This window comes from Nocardia sp. NPDC055029 (assembly GCF_053608525.1).
This window is the reverse complement of the sequence record NZ_JBSGVQ010000060.1, coordinates 1-21,169: the sequence shown is the minus strand read 5'-3', so window position 1 is coordinate 21,169 and position 21,169 is coordinate 1. Positions and strand designations below refer to the sequence as shown.

Below are 21,169 nucleotides of genomic sequence, written 5' to 3'. Positions count from 1 at the left end.
GCGGGTCAGCGACGACCTCGCGTACAGGGCCCACGACCCGACCGATCATCCCTGCGGTGATCCGATCGCTGCGATCTCCTGATCACAACACCCCGAAGCGAGGCCAACAGGCATGCCGACTGCACCATCGCGAACTGTTCGGACCGAGCCGACCACTCGAGTAGATGTGCGCACTGACCATGCGCACATCTTCTTCTGGAGCGAGCTGTGTATCGCCGCTGGAGTCAGCGTGGTCGGCAATGCGACCCAAGCCGTCCTGCACACGACAGTCCTCCCGGCCGTCGCTGCCGCCGTCGCCGTCATCCCACCACTGGCCTTGCTGGCCGCAGTCCACGGCGTTGCGCTGCTCGCACGGGCGGACACCGTCTCGCCCACCGCCCGCCGCGCCGCGACAGCGCTGACCGTGGTCATCGCCGGTGGGGCGTTCTGGCTGTCGTTCACCGCGCTGCGCGCGCTGGCGATCACCGCGGGTGTGCCCGTCGCCGAAGCATGGCTGTGGCCGTTAATTGTGGAAGGCGCCATGACGCAGAGTTCGATCGCACTGTTGACGCTGGCACACGCACATCTGCCCGACACCCGTCCGGAGCCTGCAGCCGCCGGGCCCGATCCACAGGCCCGCCCGCACAGGCAGCAGTTCCCGGTGTCGCTGCCGAGCTAACCGCCACCCAGACAGAAGCTTCCAAGATGGACGAGGAATCCCGCGATAATCCTATCGACAGAGTCGATCTCGAAGCACTGGCGGCGCTGATCTGCGATCAAGATCCCGGCGGGCGGCGCGACCCTGCCACCGTCACCGCAGTGCTCACACACCGGTATATCGACCAGTGGAGCGCCAGCCACGTCTCGCGCGAACTCGGGTGCAGCCGCTCAGCGGTCAGTCGAATCCTGCGCGACGCTGAACGACTGCGTGCGCACGCACCTGTCGACCGTGCGCACACCGACGCGGACTGCTCTCCCAAACGTGCGCACGCTGGCGAGGACCGTGCGCACACCGATTCGGGCAGTGCGCACGAAGCGGCCGATCCGCGCGGCGCCCGCGCGCACGCCGAGAGCAAGCGTGCCCCGGCGGGCACCGAAGCGCTTGCGAACGGTTGAGACCGACGATGATTCGACCGATCGGCAGACCACCCGAGTCTTTGCCTGATGTGGTTCAGGCCACATCGACAGAAGGCCATTTCCCAGGTTGGATCGATGCACGGTTCGTTGCCAGGCATCACCTTCGTGCACTACTTCAGCGAGAAACCACGTCCTTTGGGGGACCAGTGAACCTTGATCTCTCCTGCCCACAGTGCGAACGCGTCGACTGGGTCCAGAGCGTGCCCGCCGCCATGTCGGACGGAACCCACAGTGGCTACAACACTGGCGTCCACACCGGAATCGGTATCGTTCCGGGTGGACTCGTCCCCGTCATCGGGACCACGGTCCACGAGTACAGCCACAGTTCCGCTCTCGCGAGAAGCTTGGCATGGCAACCCGTTCTGCCCTCAGCAGGACCATTGTCGGTCCTCGGGTCGATCCTGCTGTTGTTCGTCATGGTCATGTTCGCCTTGTGCAGCGCAGCACTGGCCGAAAACCCCTTACCGGGCAATCCGATCCGGATGATGGCATCGTTGCTGGGCTTCTATCTCTTTCCGCTACTCCTGTCGATCCCCGTTGCCGCGATCTTGACCATCGCGTTCCAGCGAGCGCGCCGAAACGGCAGGGTCCAGGCGGGGCGTAGTCGTGCACGAGGCGTGTGGGGCCACGGCTACTATTGCCATCGGTGCGGCGTCGCTTACTGGCCGTACCCGACCGCGCCCGGCGTCCCTTACCGTGTGGCCCTGGCCCCGAGCCAATTCCGTTGGCATGTCTGGAACACCGGCGGCTACGCCAAACTCTGACCGAGCGACTCGTCCACGGTTGAGGTGACCTGCGCGCTTGTCTGAACCTCCGCACGCCCCGCTTCCAACGAACTGCCGGTGACAGCACCCCGATCCGGTCCACCGCGGTTGATCGTTGGCCGTTCGGCCGTTCGAGCCGCAGCAGCCATGAGCTGCCTCAGTTGCCTGCCGGTCAACTCGAGCAGTTGGCCGATGCCGTCATCAGACTCCCCCAACTCGCGCATCGCCGCCACCGCGCTCGCTTGCCGGGCACGCCACCGAGCGGCCTCGGCTTCGTGCTCGCGTTCTAGCTGCTCGATCTGTCGACGCAGTTCACCGATGCGCTGATCACGCACCGCAAGGCTTTGGCGGATGACTCCCGCGGCGTGCAGGTAGGTCTGGACCGCGTCCATCGTCGCGGCCGCCCGGCGTTCCGCCTCGGTGCGCCGAACCTTCATCACCTGACGGACCTGGTCCAAACGCCGAACCAGTTCGGGATCTCGCTTGGAACGACGTGGCTTGCTAGCAGGCATCTCAAACTCCTGAGATCGACCCGACCAGCGGCTCTTCTGCCGCCAGTATACGCGTCCTGCTGGCAGCTACCACCGCACTGCAATGAATCATCGTCTGTTCCAACATCTCTCGCTTCGAAAGGACCCCTCAACACCCGCATTGATTGCACCGCTTCCACCAGATCCTATTGGGCGATCCGACAGAAACGATCCTCCTAGCGCAAGGTGCGCGGTCCGTAGAAGCGGTCCTGAATCCGCAACTGTTCAGGTAGCTCACCCGGTCAGATCCTGCCTTGTGGCGAGCGTTTACGGCTCCGATTCGCCCAACGACCAGAACGGAATTCGCTCATGACAACCATGCAATCTCCCGCCGTCGTACCGTTCGATCAGGTTCGACGGCCGCCATTGGATCGCAGGACCGGAGTAGTCACCACCGTCACAGCGGTCTTAGCCGGTGAGCAACCGATCACCATCGACGTCGTCGCGGCGGGCAGCACCGATGCGAGGATTGTCGCGAGGTGGGGGCGAATCGCTATGACGTTCACCTCGGCCGAGCAAGTGCAGCGGATGGTGGGACTGTTCGGGTTGGCGCGCCAAGCGATGGTCGGCGTGGCCGAGCGGGTGTCGCTGCCTGTAGTGGAGCAGCCGGTGTCTGAGGTGTCGGTACTCACGGCGATCACCTGGACCCATACCCCGACCGGTGCGGCCTCGGTGGAGCAGATGTACCACGTGGGGATGCGGCGCATGATCAGCTATGTTGCACTCACCATCAGCCCGATCACTTTCCACATCCTCGATCGCGACGGTCTCGACAGCGCAATCAAAACACTGGTCCGGGCGCATCAACTCGCGGTCACCGTCTATCCCGGCGGGCACCGCTATGCAGCTGACCCGAACACCGCCGTGTGGAAACGCACGAATCGACGCCACCTGAAACCGCGCGATGGCAGCTGGTCGCACCAATGATCTGCGCAACAGTCAGGTCTGCCTCACCCGTGCGATCACACACTCACACATCGGCGGCTACCTGAGCTAACAGGACCTTTTGTCTTGCAATCCATTACATGCCGCTGAGGGCAGATCGTGCGCCGTTACGTGCGATCTGTTGGTCGTGCAGACCCTGACTCGCGTCTTGTTCATCGACTGGTCGCCGGGGGTCCGGAAACAGACATAGCAGTCACCTTCGCGCTGGAGAGGAACCGTCTTGTCTGCCACTGATGTGCCGCACGCGAGCAATTCTTCTGCCTCGCCCGATTCGAAGCCCATCCCGGACTCGGACACGCGGTGCTGCCGAGAACTCGCAGATCGACAAGCCGGAGATGAGTCGCTCGCCGCGGGCGACGATGTCGTCAGCGCCGCCCAGATCTTGGTCAGCTACCTCTGGAACACCGAACACGAGCGAGCAGGATCTGGCCCGGCCGGCCACATCATGCAACAGCTTCGCACGCTCACGCGTTGGCTCACCACGCTGCCTCGCGCCTGACCGGCACCGAATTCAGCTCCCCGAGCAACAGCGCTCATTCGATTCGATTCGGCGGCAAGAAGGACTCTCTGCTCCAGCTAGACGCTTGAATCCTGCACTCTCCCGCGATGTCTGCGACCGTCCGCCCGAGGACAGCTCTGCGTGTTGGGCCTAACTGCGTTGGAACCCAGTCCATTTCGTGGCGCGAAACTCTCGCTGTGCTCTGTCTGTGTCCGTGCCTGCGGCAGGCCCCGCCCCGCCCTTTCCATCCGTCCTGTCTATTTCAGTCGAAGGAGTTTCTCTTGTCGCTGCATACCTCAGTTCGTCACGCTGAGTTGGGTGACCTGGTCAGGTTGCTGAATCGTCAGCAGGCCACCAAGGTCGATGTCGTCGTGCCCGCCTCGGCTGTGCGGGCCCGTGACGGTTTCCTGGAGTTGTCCGGTGTCGGGCCGGTGGTCGATGAGCGTGGTGTCACCCTCGTCGACGGCGCCTACCGTCCGACCGCGGCCGCTGATTCTCAGCTGGGCACCAAACTCAAGATCCCGGTCGGGTATCTGAAATGGTTGCGTGAGCAGCAACGCACCGACCTGTACGACCACAACGTCAACGGCCTGCTTCACGGCCCCGACGACCCGCAACTTCCCAGCCGGCCCGAGGATCGGTCGTTTCTGTTGCGGCTGTTCTCCTCTGGGGTCGCCGGTGAACCGGGGGTGTTGCGGGCGTTTCTGTCGGATCGGTACGGCATCATCGACAATCTCGACGTGCTCACCGCGGTCTTGGAGGGCATCACCGCCGCCGATGCCGATGTCGAGGTTCGCTCCTGCGATCTGACCGAGTCCTCGATGCACTGCAAGGTGTATTCACCGAAGGTCTCCGCGCTGGCACCGACGTTTCTGGCCGACTACCGCAACCCGTTCACCAATCCCGACCTCGAGGCCGAACGGCGCCGCGTCGCCGGCGATCTGGACCGGTGGCGCGGTGTCGCCGCCCGCGCGGGACAAGGCTATCGACCCGGCAGCGAACCGGTGGTGTTCGCCGGGTTCCGGTTCTCCAACTCCGAGACCGGCCACCATGCGGTGACGTTGAAACCGGAGCTGGTGATCCAGATCTGCGGCAACGGCCTGACCTTGCCGCTGTTCTCCCACACCAAACGCCATCTCGGCGACAAGCTCGATATCGGCACCCTCGGCACCTGGTCACAAGACACCCAGCGCAAGCGGCTCGCGGTAATCACCGCCGAAACCCGCGACAAGGTCAGCGAGTGGCTGTCTCCGGAATTCCTCACCGCGCGCGTCGGCGAGCTCGAACGCCACGCCGCGACCCCGGTGCGCCAGCCCGACAAGACGATCGAGGTCGTGGCCAAGAAGCTGGGATTCAGCGAGGAAGAACGCACCGGGATCCTGTCGCACTTCATCGCCGCCGGTCAACTCACCGCCGCCGGGATCGCCAACGCGGTCACCAGCTTCTCCCAGACCATCCCGGATGCCGATCGTGCCGACACCCTCGATGACCTCGCCCTGCACGCGATGACCCTCGTCTAGCTGTACTGCTCCCTCTGCACCCCGACAGGTCGCTCACCACGGGTTGCCTGTGACTTCAACCGATTTCAGGAGGTTCTTTCCGATGGCGGACACACTGAGCCGTTCCGAGTTCGACCTGGCGGCCCACTTCGGTGTCGCCGGGCCCGCGACCGACCTGGCGCCGGCGACGATCAAGCGCTGGCGTGCCGGCGATCCCGACTGGAAGGGCAAGCACTGGGCCTACACCGAGCCCGACGACTTCGAGGCCCGCCGCCTGCGCCCGATCAACCTCGCCACTCGCACCAAGACTCACAACTGACCGACACCGGACCGGTTCGACTCTCCCCCACTTTCCAGGTAGGCACCGGGCAGCTCCAATCTGCCCGGTGCCTACCTGTCTCACGATACGAGGACTTCGATGACCCCGACCACCGACACCCCCGATCTCACCGAGATCGACACCACCGCAACCGATATCGACCTCCACGACCGACCGCTCAACAGCACCGAGTCGGCCACCGATGGTTCCGCCCCAGCGACCGACGACCACAGCGATGCCGCCTCCGGCGGTGCTGATGTACCGGTCGAGGCGGTCGCGGTCTTGCGGGACCCGACCCAGCTCGTCCTCGACAGCAACGTGCGCGAGAGCTTCCGCCTCGAGGATCATCCGGAGCTGGCCGACTCGATCGCCGAGCACGGCGTGCTTGTCCCGATCATTGCCTACGGCTACCCCGAGTCCCCATCGGCGCTGGTCCGTGACGGGCAGCTGCGCACCCTGACCGCGATCGCGGTCGGTCTGGAAAGGGTCCCGGTGTGGTTGACCGCTCCCGACTCCACCGTCAGCGCCGATGAGGCGCAGATCGCACGGATCTTCGAACAGATCACCGTCAACGACCGTCGGGTCGCGCTGACCGATGGCGACCGCGCGGCCGGGATCGCGTTGGCTCTGGATCTGGGGGCCTCTGTCACCCGGGTCGGCAAGGCGCTGCAGGCCAAACGCGACCACATCAAGCAGGCAGGCAAGGTAGGTGCCTCGGCCACCGCCCGCAAGGCGATCGACGACGGCCAACTCGACCTCGAACAAGCAGCGATCCTGGCCGGGTACGAAACCGTCGGCGACACCGACGCGGTCGAGCACCTGTCCAAACACCGCGGCAGCTATTTCAACTTCGAAGCCCGGCTGATCGCCAACGACCGTGCCGACCGGCGCGCTTACTACGCCGCGGCGCTGCCCTGGGCCGAAGCCGGATTCGGTGTGCTCTACGACTACCCGGGCGAGGGCGGATCCGACGCCGAGCTCTTGCACGCGGGCGAGCTGGTCGACGCCGACGGGCACAGCGTCGAACTCGATGCGCTCTCGGCCGAGGACGGTTGGCTGGTGTGGATCGAACGGTCCGGTGTGCTGGTGACCGTCGACCGAGAGACCGGGGCGATCGTGGACGAGGCAGGCGTCGACTGGCAGACCAAGCACGAACCCGACCGTGAACCCGCCGACGGTCTGCGTCACGCCTGCGAGGTCTCCCAGCACAAGGATTGGCAGGCCGACTGCTTCCTGCCCTCCGACAAGCTCGCCACCACAGGCCTGCAGCTGCTCAGCGACTTCGTCGACACCACCGCCGACAACGAGCACGACATCAGCATCGAAACCGAGCGCGAGGGCGGCCAGGACGCCGTCGATCCCGAGCAGACTGCCGCGGCTCGCGAGGAGTTGGCCGCGCGGCGCGCTCAGCAAGAAGCCGAGGCCGCGCAACGGCGTGAGCAGGAACAGCTCGAGAATCGCCGTGTGCGCGTGCTCAACAAGCAGGGCGTGGCCGCGATGGAGGTCCGTCAAGACTTCGTCGCCGAGCTGCTGGCCCGCAAGACCCCACCGGCAGAGGCAGCGGAGTTCGTCGCCGAGGCGTTGGTGGCCCAGCCCGGCATGCTCGGTGAGTACAACGCGTTCGAGACCGCCGCGGAGTTGATCGGCGGCACCGGAACCTGCCGCCAGGACCTGCAGAAGATGATCGAGACCGCCAAACCGGCGCGTTGCAATGTCATCGTCCTCGGACTCGTTCTGGGTGCCCACGAGAAACGCACCGGTAAAGACTCCTGGCGCTACAGCGATGCCGCCGTCAACCGCTACCTGCGTTTCCTCCAGCAGATCGGCCACACACTCGTTCCCGTCGAGCTCGCCACCATCGGCGACATCGACTACAAGGACATCGACCTCGACGCCCCCACGGCCGAACCGACCATCGCTGAGCCCACCACACGGGCCGCCGCCTAAAACACCGATAGCGGGCCGAGACCGGTTGTGACAGTACCGATCCCGGCCCGCCCGGTACGGCATCGACTGCCGCAGCATTCCTCCACGACGACCTCTGTCGATTCCGCATGGCGCCTTCACTCGACAAGGAACCCTTTCCGATGGCCTCCTCCCCTGCCCTGGTGTCGCTGTGTCGACGGCTCTACGCCGCGCTCGGCCAGCTGCGCCTTCACACACCAGCGCCAACCGGCGCCACCGCGCCCGTTTCGACGCCGGTCTCGCTGATCCTGGCCGAGCTCCACCGTGTTCGATACGCGCCGGCCACCGCCACGATTCGTAGCCGCAGCGGCCACACGCTCACCGGCCTGCGCATGCTCACCGTCCACCCCCGCCACACCACCCTCGCCACCCCCAACGGTGACCGATTGGTGCGGATCGAACACACCACCGCGATCGACTCGATCGGCCCTGACGGACAACGCCGCACCGACTGTGACATCGACCCGTTCGGGATCATCCCCACCGCGATCGGCTGGCGCCTGCTTCCCGCCCACCGCGACGACCACGGCGACTGGGTCATCGCCGGCGATGCGTGGGCGGCCAGCAGCACCGAGGCGGGGTTACCGGACGCAGTCACCAAACAGGCTGTCGGGGCACCCCGGGTCGTCCCGGTCCATGACCGCGACCCGCACACCGGAAGCCGTTGAGGGTCGTGATCAACAACGCTCGCGACCTGAACACCTGGATACGCGCGCATATGCCCGCTCTCGACGAGGACCGCTTCCACCCTTGGAACGCCGGCACACCGACCAGCACCTCGCTGATCGTGCTCATCCACCTGCGCCTCGAAACTCCGTTCACTGCCGACGCGACAACGACGATCGTCCTCGTCGCGCACCCGATCACCACTCCGGGCGACAAGACCGAAACCGATGTGCCACAGACCGATCACAGGACACCGCCCCTGAAAGGGTCTCGACCGCTGTCCAGCGCACGCCGGCCGACGAGCAGGTTCCGAATCCCGCGCGTCTGGCAGACACTCTGGTTCCAGCCAGGGCCGTAGTGATGGCGCCAGCTGATAGTCCCCAACACCGACCTTGACCAACGCGATCGAATCTGCACGCAGCAGCTGGACTGTGTCAACGGATCTGGCGCGCCGCATAGCAATAGCAGGGCAGGCAGACGCCCCGGCTCACCCACCGATACGATCGGCTGGCCCTCGCACAGGGCGAGGATGTGCCATGCCGCAGGCTGTTTACCCACGAGCACATGCCGGTCCACCCCATCGACCAGGGGCTGGACCGGGGCCCGCGAAGACGGCGCGACGGGCAACACCGAGCAGGCCCCAGTCGCCGCCTACGACTCCCCTGGATCCACCAGCACGTGCACTCATCCGCTTTCGCCCAAACACGGCGGCCGGTGCATGGCGGCCACCCGGGCACATCCACATCCTGTGGAAATACCTGTGGAGAACCACAACAGATGCGACTCCAGGGAATCTCCCAGAGTTCAGGCGAGGTGGCACAATATCGCCTCTCCCATGGCAGCGGCGATGACACATGCCGGGCGCGCCGAGTTTTTCGGCGCCGTCCGAGAACCCGAAGGCTCGCCCCGCACCGCTTGGCACAGTCGTACCGACATCCTGGCCGGCCTCGTGGTGCTACAGCGACGCCGGTGCCAGCCGTTACCTGCGGTTCCTCCAGCAGTTCGGCCACGCGTTCGTGTCCGTCGAACTCGTTACGTCGGTGACCTCAACTACGAGGACATCGACATCAATCCGCCAGCCGTCGAGCGCGAGGCACCGGTCGCCCAGTCACCCGTGTGCCGAGACGCCAGCCGCTGCAGCAGATCTCGACCACTCACTTTCGCCTAGCCGTGCGCTCTGCACGACGCAGACACCACTCGTGTGTGTCGCTGTCGGTCCGACGGCGACACGTTTGGGCCACGTCCAATGGCCTGTCCCTAGTCGACTCCGAAGGAGTGCAGTTCCGTGGATGCTGACAAGGAATACTCGCAATCAACCGGAGCCGAGGCCGCGCGCGGCACCGATGCCGTCCCGAGTAGGAAGGTAAATAGCGCCGGGACATTGATCGCAGCGCTGCCCGCCATGCTCGGGTTCGTCCCTGCCCGTTCGGTGATCATTGCCCTGCTGCACACCATCGACGAATCTGCTGACCGGCGAGAGATTCAATCGGTGGTCCGATTCGACCTCGATGTGGTCATCGAACCAGCCTCGGCCCAACAGATGTTGAGCCTGCTCGATTCGATGTGCCTGCGAGAGGATGCGATCGCGACGATGGCAGTGGTCGTCGATGATCGGCCCGAGGCTGCCGCGACCGCGGGTCAGGCCGTGGAACACCTGCGTGGTTTGGCTGTTGGGCTGGTCCAAGCCTGGCTGGTCCCGGCGATCACCGCCGGAGCGCAGTATCGCGGACTCCTCGAGGCCGACGGCTCTGGAACCGTGGAGGATCCATTCGCGTCGCCGATCGCATTCGCCCAGGTCCTCGACGGCGTTCCGATTCGAGGCTCGCGCGACGAACTCGTCGAACTAATCAACCCTGACCCGATCCTGGTGGCCGAGGTCGAGCCGCACATCGGCCCCGCGATCGCGCGCTACAGGGACAGTCTCGCTGCCGCGGTCATCGACGAGCACGGTAACACTCACCAGCGAGCCGCTACCAAATCAGTTCTCGCGCTGATCGCCAACCACAGCGAGACCGGCTGCGCTCCAGAGGAACTGGCCACCGTTGTGGCGGTACTGCGCGACAGAACGATCCGCGACATCATGTTCGGGCTGGTCGGCACCCAGCTCGGGCCCGCAGCCCAGATGCTCTGGCATCAGATGGCACGAGCCAGTAACGGCTCGGATCGGGCCGAGGCCGCGATGTTGTGCGGCTACGACGCCTACTACCGCGGCGACGGCGTGTACGCCGGGATCTGTATCGAGGCAGCCTTGCAGGCCGAACCGTCGCACCCGATGGCGGTCCTGCTCGACGGCGCCCTCAGCGAAGGTCTGCGCCCCAGCAGGATTCGTAGGATCGCCGAAGCAGGGCGCCAGGTCGCGACAGACCACGGCATCGACCTCCCTCCCGCCGACTGACACCGCACTGCCCGCAACATCGGTGGTCGACCTGATCGAGTCGACTGCGGCACGCCGCGATGCACGACAGGTTTATTCAGTCGGGCAAGTAGTGGATCGGGACAGCGCGCTCAATCCCGGCCGCCTCGAGATCATCCAGGGTGAATACCAGTTCCGCACGATCGCCGAGGAGCCCGCTCAGCAGCAGGTCCAGCAATGCGCGGTGTCTGGCCCGCGAGGCGTCAACCGTCGCGCTTAGCTCGGACACGATCTCTCGATGCGCTTCACCGATTCCGAGTTCGTCCAGCTCTTTCAGCAATGCTCCGGCGGCGAGGTAGCCGTCCCACGGGGTTCCGGTGCGCCACAACGACTCCGCGGCATCGAACAGCAGGCCGTGCACATACTGTGTCGGACCCCGGTGAACGGTCTGGCGTGAGGTCGGCAGATCCAGGTCGAACAACCCGCACAGCCCGTCGAAGTAGGCGCGGCGTTCCTCGGCCATCCACCGCGGGTTGCGTTCGTCGGTGACCACATCCACATAGGCATCGCGTAGCTCGCCCACCCCGAACCGTGTCGGCGGGTTGGGTACCAGGCTCGCGTAGTCGTCATCCGGCAGCACCGTCCCATTGTCGCGGCGCGCCACCGACACTGGAAGACGAACGCCGGCCGAGGGCCAGATCCCGCCATCGCTGCCGCAAACTCCACTTCAGAAACCTGACTCAGCTGTGCACACGGCGACCAGTCACCATGCTGCCGCCTCCGACAGGTGCCGGGTCCGATGTAACCCGCCGTCTCCGCCCCGATCGCACGGTGACGGCGAACCTTACCGACTGCCAACCCACCGTCGACTGCGTCCATTCCGACGCCGTCGGCTGGGCCACCGGCCCGGTCACTTATGGCCTCAGCCCCAATCCCCCAGCGGTGTCGGGACTGGCCGCGTTCCAGGAATTCTGTTCCCTCCTTCACGATTCGAAAGGACTGTTATGGCAGGCGAGACGAGCATCCCCTTGGTCGGAAATCTCTGCTCCGACGTAGAGCTCAAATACACCCCGGCCGGTGCAGCGGTGGCGCACTTCATCGTCGCCTCCACTCCGCGCTACTTCGACCGCAACCTCGGTCAGTGGCGCGACGGTGAAGCGTTGTTCCTGCGCTGCAACGTGTGGCGAGAGCCCGCGGAGAATGCGGCGGCGACGTTGTCGAAGGGCTCGCGGGTTCTGCTTTTCGGCAGACTCAAGCAGCGCAGCTTCCAGACCCGTGACGGCGAGCAACGCACCGTGATCGAGGTCGACGTCGACGAGGTCGGCCCGAGCTTGCGGTGGGCGACAGCAGTCCTCACCCGAACCACCGGCAATCGGACAAACACCGGCGACGACAACGGTTTCGGGCGCCGGCCAGCACCGAACCCCAGTCCATCGGCCCCCGATACTCCGGCAGTGTCCGACGATCCGTGGTCTACACCGGCAACCGGTTCCAACGCCGACGATTCCGGTGAGGGCGGACCGTGGGCGACGCCGGTCTTCGCCGGGGTCGGTGCCGGGGTGTTCGGCGGTGAGCCCGACTTCTGACTGCGTCCACCCGGGCTCACTTGAGGTGACCGGCCTCTATGTGGGTCGGTCGTTGTGGGTCCGGGTGACGGTCTGGGGTGGGCCCAGCCGCTCGAGGGCTACCAGGCCAGCGTGCGCCACGGCCACGGGCCCGCGCCCGGCGGAAACGAATCCCCCACGCCCGGTTCCAGCCACAGCCACCGGTCTCGTGGTCGAGCGTGGGAAATTCGCCCCCGCACGCAGTGGCGCGTTCCCGCCGCCGTGTCGCCCACTGTCCTGGTCGGTAGCCCTCGGCTGGACCCACCCCAGCCCGGCACCCTCGTTGTGTGAGAAGCGTGGCAGTTCCAGCGCTCCCGGGTGCCGCCGTCATCTCGATCTTCTCAGTCAGGAGTACTGCTGTGTCCGTCATTGCTTCCGTCTCCCCCGACCTCGATCAGCCCGCCACCACAGAACCCGCGGCCGTGCAGGTGTCGAGGACACGAGCGTTCCTCGAGGCGATCCTCGAGGTCGAGTTGATGCTCGACCGCGACCGTCAAGCCGCGAAGAAGGCGTTCCCCGCCGCCCTCTCGTTGGCGACCGAGGCCGATTGGTGGTTGCTCGACTTCATGGTCGAGCAGTTCACCCTGCACCCACGCGAAGCCGCGCTGCGCCGCCTCGACGCCCTCTGGAAGCACGCCGACGAACTCGAGCGCGAACGGATGCTGGCACTGGTGCCCGACACCGACCCCGGCCTGCACTCCCACAGCGAACACGACCTCACCCAGATTCTGGCGACCCGTGCACGCCGCAACGGCACCACCGTCGACGCCGAGCAGGCCAAGCTGCAAGTGCAGCCCCTCGCCGCGGAAATGCCCCGCGCATCGATCAGAACGTGGCGCAACCCGCCGCCGCGCCTGCACGTGGCCCCGACCAAGCGCATCGACGCCTCCCGGCTCACCCCCGATCGGGTCCGGGCCCGAGTCGTCACCCGCGGCAAGCGGCGACCGGCCGAGATCGAACCACCGGAAGTCGCCACCTACGTGCGTGCGAGTTTGTTCGTCGACACCGAGGTCGCCGAACAAACCCGCCTGCGCCAACGATGGGCGGAACTGGCCGACCGCGGACTCATCCTCACCGCCTCCGCGCCCAGGGGTTGGACACCGCGCTACCCGGGCGATCGTCCGCCGCTGCCGGCGGAGTTGTCGACCGCGATCTGGGATCACCAGTACTGCGTCCACGTCGCCGACCAGCACAACCACGAGCGCGCGGTCGACGGTGAAACGGTGAAATCGCCCGAGGTCTCCCATGTGTGGGCCGCCGACCGCACCGGACTGTGGTCGCGGGCCGACCGGCGCGAGGCATATCTGTTCCAGGGCAACGGACTCGACGACTTCCGAACCGCGATGCACCCGGTCACCGGGTGGCGGTGCGTGTCGTGCTTCGTCGAACGCGCGGCCTCCGACCAACGGCCCGTTCACGTCCGTAACGGAGTGCTGCGCAGCGACGACGGGTTGTGCGACCACTGCCGCCACGATGACCGCACCGGGCTGCCCGCGCTCGCGGCCGGGTTCACCGGCGCTGATCTCGCCAGGGCGTACTGCTCCTATTTCGCCGAGCACTACCGAGCCTCGGTCTGCGGGGTTCTGGCAGAGGTGCGTCGCCGGGCCCCGCAGTGGCTGACCCAGGTGATCGATGAGTTCCTCGCCGAACACTCCGATCTGCCCGGCGCGCCGCAACCGGTCGACCCCGACGGCGAGCCCGACCCTGCCACAGCACCAGCATCCAAGCCTCGGCGTGAGAAGGTCCTGCCGCCCGGGCAGCGACCCGGCCGCTGCGAGGGCTGCACCAAGTACGTGCCCGTGCACGACGACGGGTTCTGCACACAGTGCCGCGTCTACCTAGGCCTGTACTCGCCCGCGCCACGTAAACGTCGCCTCGTGGCCGCCTGAGCCATCCGCGTTCGCCTCTTCGGCTGGGGCACCAAAGCACTGGTGCCCCAGCCGCTAGCCCGACGACTCGAGGAGATCGCCGATGTGCCCGTCACACCAGCGCTCGCCACCCGTTCATCCGACAGCTTCGGCGACCGGTCGCAACCCCGGCCAGCCCCTCCACATCGATCGGCGCACGGCGAGACCCCACTCCAGCATCACCGCCTCCCGCCCCACCGCATCGAATCCATCCACACCTCAAATCCTCACCGCCGCATCTGCCCTCCGCCGTACCTCGCACCGCCACTCACTCATCCATCCCATCCCCCTTCACACACCTCCCCTCGCCTCTCAACGCCCCTAAAACAAGCACACGGTCTCCATTACCGCGGGGTAATGCTCAACCCCAAGGTCTCAATCTGTGACATCCATAGCGAACTCCCGGGGGGGAGCATGCCAGAGAAGGCTCCACACAGTCACCCAGATCGTCGCCGCCGACGCGACCCCACACCGCCACCCGTCTCGATTCCCGAGTTCAGCGCCACGTGCTTGTGGCTCCGCAAGAGCCGCGGACTCACTCGCGAGCAAGCCGCCGTGATCCTCAAGATCAGCGCCGTTCACCTCGGCCGCTTCGAACGTGGCGAGGCACTACCATCGGCCAAGATCATGGAATTGATCATCACGGGATACCGCCTAAACCAGGCAATGGCCGCTTACCTTCGCGACCTCGTCATCCCGGCCATCCCACTGACCCCGGCCGCGCACCTGCGCACCTACGTCCAAGCCGACACCACCCTGGTCCTGAACCTCGAACGGTTCCAGGTCCGCGGCATCCTGGCCGCGTATGTCGATCCGCTGTGGAATGTGCTGGCGCGCAACGATCTGTTCGCCGAGGCACTTCCCGGCATCAACGAAACCGGATCGCTCCCGGTATGGCTGTTCAGCGAGGCAGGCAAGGCCATCATGGTCGATCCCGAAGCCGAAGGCGCCCGGACGATCTCAATGCTCAAGGGCATCCTGGGCAAGCACCGAACCTCGATACAGGCCCGAGAACTCGTCACGGCACTGACCCCGGTCCCAGAAGCCCAACGGCTGTGGGCAGCCAGCGTGAACATCTCCTACGGCCCCGACTCCCGATGCCTACTCCACGCCCGCGACGCCGACCGGAATTTGGTCTCCTACCAACTCGCACTGACCGACAGCATCCTCGCCCACCACATCCAGCTCTTCACTGCCACCCCAGAGCCCTACTCCGGGCCCGAAATCGACTAGACACCACACGATCCCAACCGGCGCAGCGGATACCCTCCGTTGCATCAGGTCAATTTTAGAGCACATACAGCAACCGCACCTGGCTGGTTACGCACGAGCGACACACACGAACTCGATAGTTCCAGCGAAATCGGTGGCGAACTCCGAAAACTTCAGGTTTCCTGGAGGACGAAGAGCCATTGATCGGGCAGAAACCAGGTGCCCGATGCAATTTCACGATCCCAACCCAACTGGCCCGCGCCCAGGTGCTTCGTCTGCTGCTGCGCCGTCGATGCCAATTCGCCTCCGCGATCGAGCAAGTCGGCTCGCGGCCCGGATCAACCGTGTCCCTCTTGTCGAATTGAGTTCTGGCGCATCACGCCTGCGTGATGTCGGTCGCCATCCGAATCATCGACATCACCAAGCCCGCGCAAATCTCGGCGGTTGCCATCCATCTCGGCGCCACCCCATCCAACACCGCACACGCGGGATCAACCTCGACGGCCCAGGCGGCCGCAGTGTCTGCTGAGTCCCCCGACCCCGCGCCGCCTCTTCGCCGATGGGTGAACACCAAGATCGCCGCCGCCCACATCGGCATCCATCCCGAAGTTCTGCGGCGCTGGGCACGCCAACCGGGAAAGCACGCGATGGCTGCCCATGCCATTCGAGTCGGAAAGGGATTCCGGTGGGACATCGACGCACTCGAAACGGCCCTGGCAAGCTTGAACGACCAGCCACAGGAGAGCCCCGACGAGACGCGGTAGACCACCACTGCCCCTCGGGGTCCCCGGCAAACCGATGCTCACCGAAATCCCCCTAAACAATGGAAGGCACGCATCTACATCCGCGACGCCTCCGGCCGACGCCGAGACATCACCCGCTTCTCACTGAAAGGCTCGACGCCGCTGGTCAAGTGGTCCCCGACCGTCCGGGCAACGCGCCCTCCACGCGGTACTGGCTGCTGCCGGTGACATCCGGGGCGATCCGGCGAGGAACTGTCGGAGTCGATAACGGTCAAGGAACTGTGCAGCACTACCCCCGCGCACACCCGATTTCGCTGAACCGTGTCGATAGCACTATCGACCACTACGACGAAGTCGCCCAGATGTTCGATGCCGCGTCGGACGCCGACGGACTGATCGAAGTCCCCACCTCGACCGTGGAGGGACCTGGCCGACGTCGGCCAGGCCCCGTAATCCGTCGAACATGCGCACCGGCCGCATCGTCCTGTCCGGAACGTTCCGCTTCGGTGCCGACGGGCCTTCCTCAAGGTCAACCCAAATACCGGGTCGTGCGAATTGAGACGGTGGCGTGCCACCGCGTCTATATAGGCCAGTCGACGTCCTTCGGCGAAGAGTTGCCAGTCGCGTTTCGAAGCCGGGCCGAGGGATACGGACAGCGAGCGGCGAACTACGATGAGGCACAGCCCAACCCTTCACCGAACAGGACTCCCATGGCCCGCAGAATCATTGTCACCCTCGTCGACGATTTCGACGGCACCTCCACCGCCAAGGAAACCGTCTCCTTCGGAATCGACGGAGCTACCTACGAGATCGACCTGTCGGACACCAACGCAACCAAACTCCGTGACCAGTTCGAACAGTGGATCCCAGCCGCACGCAGAACCGGACGGATCCGGACTAGTGGTCGACGCCGCACCGAGACCACCGCTACCGCCAACCCGTCGGCACGACGCAACGACCTGACCGCTATTCGGGCCTGGGCCAAGAAGAACGGCCATTCCGTTTCCACTCGCGGTCGTATCGCTGTCGACATCATCACCGCCTATGACCAGGCCACAGCATAACTCGTTCATCCTGAGAGTCCCGGCCCGCGATAGCCTCCGGAAAGACGACCGCGAACCCTACTTTGGTTGTGGCTAGCGGCAATTCAGGTGACACCGCAGCGCGGTGAGCGTTGCGACCGTACTGTCAGGACATAACGGGCGGGCCTCGCCCCGACAGGAGAACGCCGAACGCCCCTCGCTCGCAATGAGTTCGGGGCATTCGTAATTGGTTATTCGGCCTCGCATGGCTTGATATAAGCTGAATGGTTGACGTTTCCCCGGCCGTGGCGGAACGGACGCGACGACCGAGGCGTGGTATCTCCACCCGTTTCCAGTGGCACGAAGCGGCATCTGGCCTTGCGGCTCCCGATGTTGCGCCTTGTCGCATTGCCTCATGATTGACCTTGCCAAGGTTCGAGCGCGAATACTGCGGGGCGGGCGGCGTGCAATGTGCTCGCCGTAGTCGCATCACCGCAACAGTTCGATGACCGGTGCGAGGGCTTCGAGGTGCTGCTCAAGGACACTGATGTAATTGAGGCCGAACAGTTCTCGATTTACCCGCAGCTGGTCGGCAATCTGTGGCGCCGTGCCAACCAACAGGTGCGGCAGTTCGCCCAATTGATCGATTGTCAGTAACGGCGCGAACGGCTGAAACTGTTCAAGAGTGCTCCTACGATCGTTGGTTATCGCCACAGCTGGCGCCGTAATATTGAACTCCATCTTGCTGGCTCGCTCCCCGGGCAGTGCCCGGATGAGCTCGACCCGCTCGACTAGCGCCTTGACATCCGCCAAGCCCTCGAACATGCCATCACGGCTGACCGACATGCCAGTGAACGAAATGACATCGGCGTGCTGGGCGGCCAGGGTCAACGCCCGGCGTCCCCAGCCGGCGACGAGTATCGGAGGGCCGCCCGGCTGAACCGGCTGGGGCTGGTAATCAGTCTTCGCGTACAGCTGCCGAAGCTCCACGATGGTGCGCTCGAGATGATCGATTCGCTCGCCGCCGCCGGGGAATGGAACCCCCGCGGCGTCGAACTCGGCTTTGATATAGCCAGCACCCAAACCCAATTCCAGTCGGCCATCGACGAACTGGTCGGTCGATGCCGCATCCCGAGCCAACTGGGCCGGGTTGTAGAACGGGGTGTTGATAACGAACGTGGCCAGTCGCACCCGCTCCGTGGCCTCGCCGGCTAGTACGAGCGCCGGAAACGGCGCCGGCATCCCGAGGTGATCAGGCACCGAGATCACGTCATATCCGAGATCCTCGGCCTTTCGGCACTTGCTCACCCATTCGGCCCGGATTCCCGGCACCGCCATCTGCACGCCGAAGCGGAAGTTGTTCATTTTGCGCCTTCCGTACCACTCGCCACCCGACCTATGCCGGATGACGTGAACTGCGTCACAATCTACTGACAGTCTGACAGTATGTCAACCGAAGTGCGCGGAACAGCATGACAGGAACGAACATCTCCCCACTGAGCGACTACCCACTTGCAGGCGAATCACGCGAAATATGCAGGTAGAGCGAGGGGTTGAGCCAGCCTCGTTGCCACAGGTGAATCTACGACGACGATGACGGACCGCACACGCCGCGGACCGCTTTGCCTCAACTGACATTTCGCCAGTAGAGTACGATTGCGCCCGCCGCCCGACTACCTACCCGACCAAAGCCGCACAGCTTTCCACTTCGATACCTGCAAGACCGACCGTCAGCCTCGATCCGACCTGACAGCTGCGCCCATGAGCCAAGTCACCAGATTTTCCCGCAGACTGTCGATGTACCTCTCACGCGGGTCGGGCTGGCCGAGTTCGGCCAGGGCTTGCGCCACGGTTTCGATGGGATTGGAAAACGGATACATGCCCGCTACCAGCGCCAGCAAGCCCTCGGTGAACAACACCACCTGAGCGTTCTGGAGCCACCAAAGCTGTCCGGCAATCAGAAGATTCAGCGCGTTGATGTCCTCACTGATTCGGACCTTGAAGTCGCGGGCGGACTGCACGGACAGGTTGCGTTCCAGCACACCGGCCATGGCGCTCATCAGCTCGCACAGCAGCCGACGTTCCGCAAACGACTCAGCGAGGATCGTCGCCACTCGGATCTCGTTGACAAAGTTCGGCTCCCGCCCCCGCGGCTCCCCCAGCAAGGCCGAGAGTTCGGCCAAGTAGGCACGGAACTCCTGGTCGAACAACGCCAGGAATACCGCTTCACGACTGTCGAAGTAGCGGGTCACGTTCGACTTCGACAAACCGACATGACGACTCAACTCACGCAGACTGACGTCATTGACCGTCCGCTCCTCCAGCAGCTCACGCGCGGCTTTCAGGATCGCCGCGCGCCGTGCAGCCATTTGCTCTGGACGCCTTGCCCGCTGAAACCCCGCTTCCACAGGACAAGGATAACAGTCCGTTGGCCTCTTGTTAGAGGACCACTGGACTGTTATCGTCGAATCAATGGGCCTACGCTCGACCAATCAGAACCAAGGAGATGGCCAGGGTGCGTGAAAATCTCGATACCGCAGTGCCTGACCTGTCGGGCAGGCTAGCTGTCGTCACCGGTGCCAACAGCGGATTGGGCCTTGCGCTCTCTACTCGCTTGGCCGCCGCCGGGGCCGATATCGTCATGCCAGTGCGCAACCACGCCAAGGGCGAAGCCGCGGCGAAGAAGATCCTGCGGCAGGTGCCGTCTGCAAAGCTGACTCTGAAGTACCTCGATCTGGGGTCGCTGGCGGCGGTTAAAGCGCTGGGCGCCGACCTGAACGCCGAAGGCCGCCCGATCGACATCCTGATCAACAACGCTGGCATCATGGCGCCCCAGCAGCGCGAAACCACCAGCGATGGGTTCGAATTGCAGTTCGGCGCGAATTACCTGGGACACTTCGCGCTGACGAGTGCACTCTTGCCCTTGCTACGCGCGGCCGAGTCCCCTCGAGTCACCTCCATGTCGAGCTTGGCCGTCAAGCTCGGTGGCATCAACTGGGACGACATGGCTTGGGAGCGCAGCTACAACCCCAACAAGGCGTATGCCCAGTCGAAGACCGGCATGCTGATGTTCAGCCTGGAGCTCGACCGCCGCAGCCGCGAGGCCGGCTGGGGGATATTGTCCAACTGCGCCCATCCAGGCCAAGCCCGCACCAACCTGGTACAGGGACTGCGGATCGGCCGCGAAAAGCCCAGCTTCGCCGAGCGCATGGTGAACGCCATGATGGTGACCATGCCGTTCATGTGGCAGAGCGCGGAAATGGGCATCCTCCCAGCGCTGTACGCATCCACTGCCCTGCAGGCCGATGGCGGCGCATTTTACGGGCCCAATGGCCTGATGGGCTTGCGCGGCAACACCGCCCATGCCTCCATCCCGAGCGGTGCCGGCAAACACACCGATTCGGCCCGGCTGTGGGAGATTTCGGAGAAGCTCACCGGCGTGAAATTCGCCTAGCGACCGGACCCCGGCGGCCAGTCGTTCGACGTCATCCAACGGCCCGCTGCGCGCCGCGCTACTGAGCCTCCAGTGCCGGCCACAACATCGACTGGCCACGAGGACGAGGCCCGCTTGGGCGACCTGATCGCGGAGATCTTGCGATGCCCGCCTGGAAGCGGCCTACGTCAGGTGACCGGCCGACGCCCGGCCGCTCCCCGACTATGCTCTACGAACTCTTCCGCTCCACCGCACTCTCATGGCAGTTGTCCGCTCGGATTCAGTCCCTTCGCGGACACATGGATACCGCCTGTCAGCGCCATCCAACCGGCCGGGCCGGACACCAAGCCAGGGCACTCGCTCCACAAATACCCCTAGGCGCCACCGCGTTCGACGCCTCCCTTAGGACGTTGCTTCCCGAAGATAAGTAACACTTGTAATTTTGTGCACGGTTGTGCATTATCGTGTACGTGAGTGATTCGTTGCACAAAGCCGATACCTCCGCGTCGCTCGATCCCCGAGTGCGACGCACCCGCGCGGCGCTGCTGTCGGCGGCGGTAGCGTTGGTCACCGAGCGTGCCACCACGGAGTT

Annotated in this window: 20 protein-coding genes; 16 read left to right on the top strand and 4 right to left on the bottom strand. The window is 64.9% G+C overall.

Annotated features, from left to right (window positions below; all coding sequences use genetic code 11):
- Positions 1 to 166 precede the first annotated feature (166 nt).
- The 3 genes from ACWF9G_RS32635 to ACWF9G_RS32625 all read left to right on the top strand — a co-directional run bounded on the left by ACWF9G_RS32635 (position 167) and on the right by ACWF9G_RS32625 (position 1,880).
- Positions 167 to 658, top strand: a complete 492-nt coding sequence (locus ACWF9G_RS32635; RefSeq protein ID WP_452519996.1) for a DUF2637 domain-containing protein — start codon at positions 167 to 169, stop codon at positions 656 to 658.
- Between the two features lie 26 nt (positions 659 to 684).
- The gene (locus tag ACWF9G_RS32630; RefSeq protein ID WP_452519995.1) at positions 685 to 1,095 is read left to right on the top strand and encodes a hypothetical protein; all 411 of its coding nucleotides are present in this window, start codon (positions 685 to 687) and stop codon (positions 1,093 to 1,095) included.
- Positions 1,096 to 1,262: 167 nt separating this feature from the next.
- Positions 1,263 to 1,880 carry a hypothetical protein gene (locus ACWF9G_RS32625; RefSeq protein ID WP_379310546.1) on the top strand — a complete coding sequence of 206 codons (618 nt, stop codon included), beginning with the start codon at positions 1,263 to 1,265 and terminating at the stop codon, positions 1,878 to 1,880.
- Here the strand turns inward: ACWF9G_RS32625 and ACWF9G_RS32620 are convergent.
- Complete coding sequence (locus ACWF9G_RS32620; RefSeq protein WP_452519993.1) at positions 1,865 to 2,392, bottom strand: hypothetical protein; 528 nt, start codon at positions 2,390 to 2,392, stop codon at positions 1,865 to 1,867. The genes ACWF9G_RS32625 and ACWF9G_RS32620 overlap by 16 nt on opposite strands.
- Positions 2,393 to 2,719: 327 nt before the next feature.
- On the opposite strand from ACWF9G_RS32620, the gene ACWF9G_RS32615 reads away from it, so the two are divergent.
- The 7 genes from ACWF9G_RS32615 to ACWF9G_RS32585 all read left to right on the top strand — a co-directional run bounded on the left by ACWF9G_RS32615 (position 2,720) and on the right by ACWF9G_RS32585 (position 10,698).
- A complete protein-coding gene (locus tag ACWF9G_RS32615) occupies positions 2,720 to 3,337 on the top strand; it encodes a hypothetical protein (RefSeq protein WP_452519992.1) in 618 nt (205 codons plus the stop codon).
- Positions 3,338 to 4,135: 798 nt separating this feature from the next.
- A complete protein-coding gene (locus ACWF9G_RS32610) occupies positions 4,136 to 5,374 on the top strand; it encodes a hypothetical protein (RefSeq protein ID WP_452519991.1) in 1,239 nt (412 codons plus the stop codon).
- 82 nt (positions 5,375 to 5,456) lie between these two features.
- Complete coding sequence (locus tag ACWF9G_RS32605) at positions 5,457 to 5,672, top strand: hypothetical protein (protein ID WP_452519989.1); 216 nt, start codon at positions 5,457 to 5,459, stop codon at positions 5,670 to 5,672.
- Positions 5,673 to 5,771: 99 nt separating this feature from the next.
- A complete protein-coding gene (locus tag ACWF9G_RS32600; RefSeq protein WP_452519988.1) occupies positions 5,772 to 7,619 on the top strand; it encodes a ParB/RepB/Spo0J family partition protein in 1,848 nt (615 codons plus the stop codon).
- A 140-nt stretch (positions 7,620 to 7,759) separates the two neighbouring features.
- Complete coding sequence (locus tag ACWF9G_RS32595) at positions 7,760 to 8,305, top strand: hypothetical protein (RefSeq protein ID WP_379310553.1); 546 nt, start codon at positions 7,760 to 7,762, stop codon at positions 8,303 to 8,305.
- Positions 8,306 to 8,310: 5 nt separating this feature from the next.
- The gene (locus tag ACWF9G_RS32590) at positions 8,311 to 8,661 is read left to right on the top strand and encodes a hypothetical protein (protein WP_452519986.1); all 351 of its coding nucleotides are present in this window, start codon (positions 8,311 to 8,313) and stop codon (positions 8,659 to 8,661) included.
- 927 nt (positions 8,662 to 9,588) lie between these two features.
- On the top strand, positions 9,589 to 10,698 hold the full coding sequence (locus ACWF9G_RS32585) for a DUF4192 domain-containing protein (RefSeq protein ID WP_452519985.1): 1,110 nt from the start codon (positions 9,589 to 9,591) through the stop codon (positions 10,696 to 10,698).
- Between the two features lie 76 nt (positions 10,699 to 10,774).
- Here the strand turns inward: ACWF9G_RS32585 and ACWF9G_RS32580 are convergent, their stop codons facing one another.
- Positions 10,775 to 11,296: a hypothetical protein gene (locus tag ACWF9G_RS32580; RefSeq protein ID WP_452519984.1), complete on the bottom strand. Its 522-nt coding sequence runs from the start codon at positions 11,294 to 11,296 to the stop codon at positions 10,775 to 10,777.
- Positions 11,297 to 11,660: 364 nt separating this feature from the next.
- Between ACWF9G_RS32580 and ACWF9G_RS32575 the strand changes: the two genes are divergently transcribed.
- The 5 genes from ACWF9G_RS32575 to ACWF9G_RS32555 all read left to right on the top strand — a co-directional run bounded on the left by ACWF9G_RS32575 (position 11,661) and on the right by ACWF9G_RS32555 (position 17,186).
- Positions 11,661 to 12,242 (top strand): single-stranded DNA-binding protein, encoded by a 582-nt coding sequence (locus ACWF9G_RS32575; protein ID WP_452519982.1) that lies wholly within the window; start codon positions 11,661 to 11,663, stop codon positions 12,240 to 12,242.
- A gap of 377 nt (positions 12,243 to 12,619) precedes the next feature.
- Entirely contained in the window at positions 12,620 to 14,149 is a 1,530-nt protein-coding gene (locus ACWF9G_RS32570) for a hypothetical protein (protein WP_452519981.1), read from the top strand.
- A gap of 375 nt (positions 14,150 to 14,524) precedes the next feature.
- Positions 14,525 to 15,400 carry a helix-turn-helix domain-containing protein gene (locus ACWF9G_RS32565; RefSeq protein ID WP_452519979.1) on the top strand — a complete coding sequence of 292 codons (876 nt, stop codon included), beginning with the start codon at positions 14,525 to 14,527 and terminating at the stop codon, positions 15,398 to 15,400.
- Between the two features lie 368 nt (positions 15,401 to 15,768).
- On the top strand, positions 15,769 to 16,143 hold the full coding sequence (locus tag ACWF9G_RS32560) for a hypothetical protein (protein ID WP_452519977.1): 375 nt from the start codon (positions 15,769 to 15,771) through the stop codon (positions 16,141 to 16,143).
- 689 nt (positions 16,144 to 16,832) lie between these two features.
- Positions 16,833 to 17,186: a histone-like nucleoid-structuring protein Lsr2 gene (locus ACWF9G_RS32555; protein WP_452520009.1), complete on the top strand. Its 354-nt coding sequence runs from the start codon at positions 16,833 to 16,835 to the stop codon at positions 17,184 to 17,186.
- A gap of 447 nt (positions 17,187 to 17,633) precedes the next feature.
- Here the strand turns inward: ACWF9G_RS32555 and ACWF9G_RS32550 are convergent, their stop codons facing one another.
- Complete coding sequence (locus ACWF9G_RS32550; RefSeq protein WP_452519976.1) at positions 17,634 to 18,509, bottom strand: TIGR03621 family F420-dependent LLM class oxidoreductase; 876 nt, start codon at positions 18,507 to 18,509, stop codon at positions 17,634 to 17,636.
- A gap of 365 nt (positions 18,510 to 18,874) precedes the next feature.
- On the bottom strand, positions 18,875 to 19,513 hold the full coding sequence (locus ACWF9G_RS32545) for a TetR family transcriptional regulator (RefSeq protein WP_452519975.1): 639 nt from the start codon (positions 19,511 to 19,513) through the stop codon (positions 18,875 to 18,877).
- Between the two features lie 146 nt (positions 19,514 to 19,659).
- On the opposite strand from ACWF9G_RS32545, the gene ACWF9G_RS32540 reads away from it, so the two are divergent.
- Entirely contained in the window at positions 19,660 to 20,598 is a 939-nt protein-coding gene (locus ACWF9G_RS32540; RefSeq protein WP_452519973.1) for an SDR family oxidoreductase, read from the top strand.
- Positions 20,599 to 21,169: the final 571 nt, after the last annotated feature.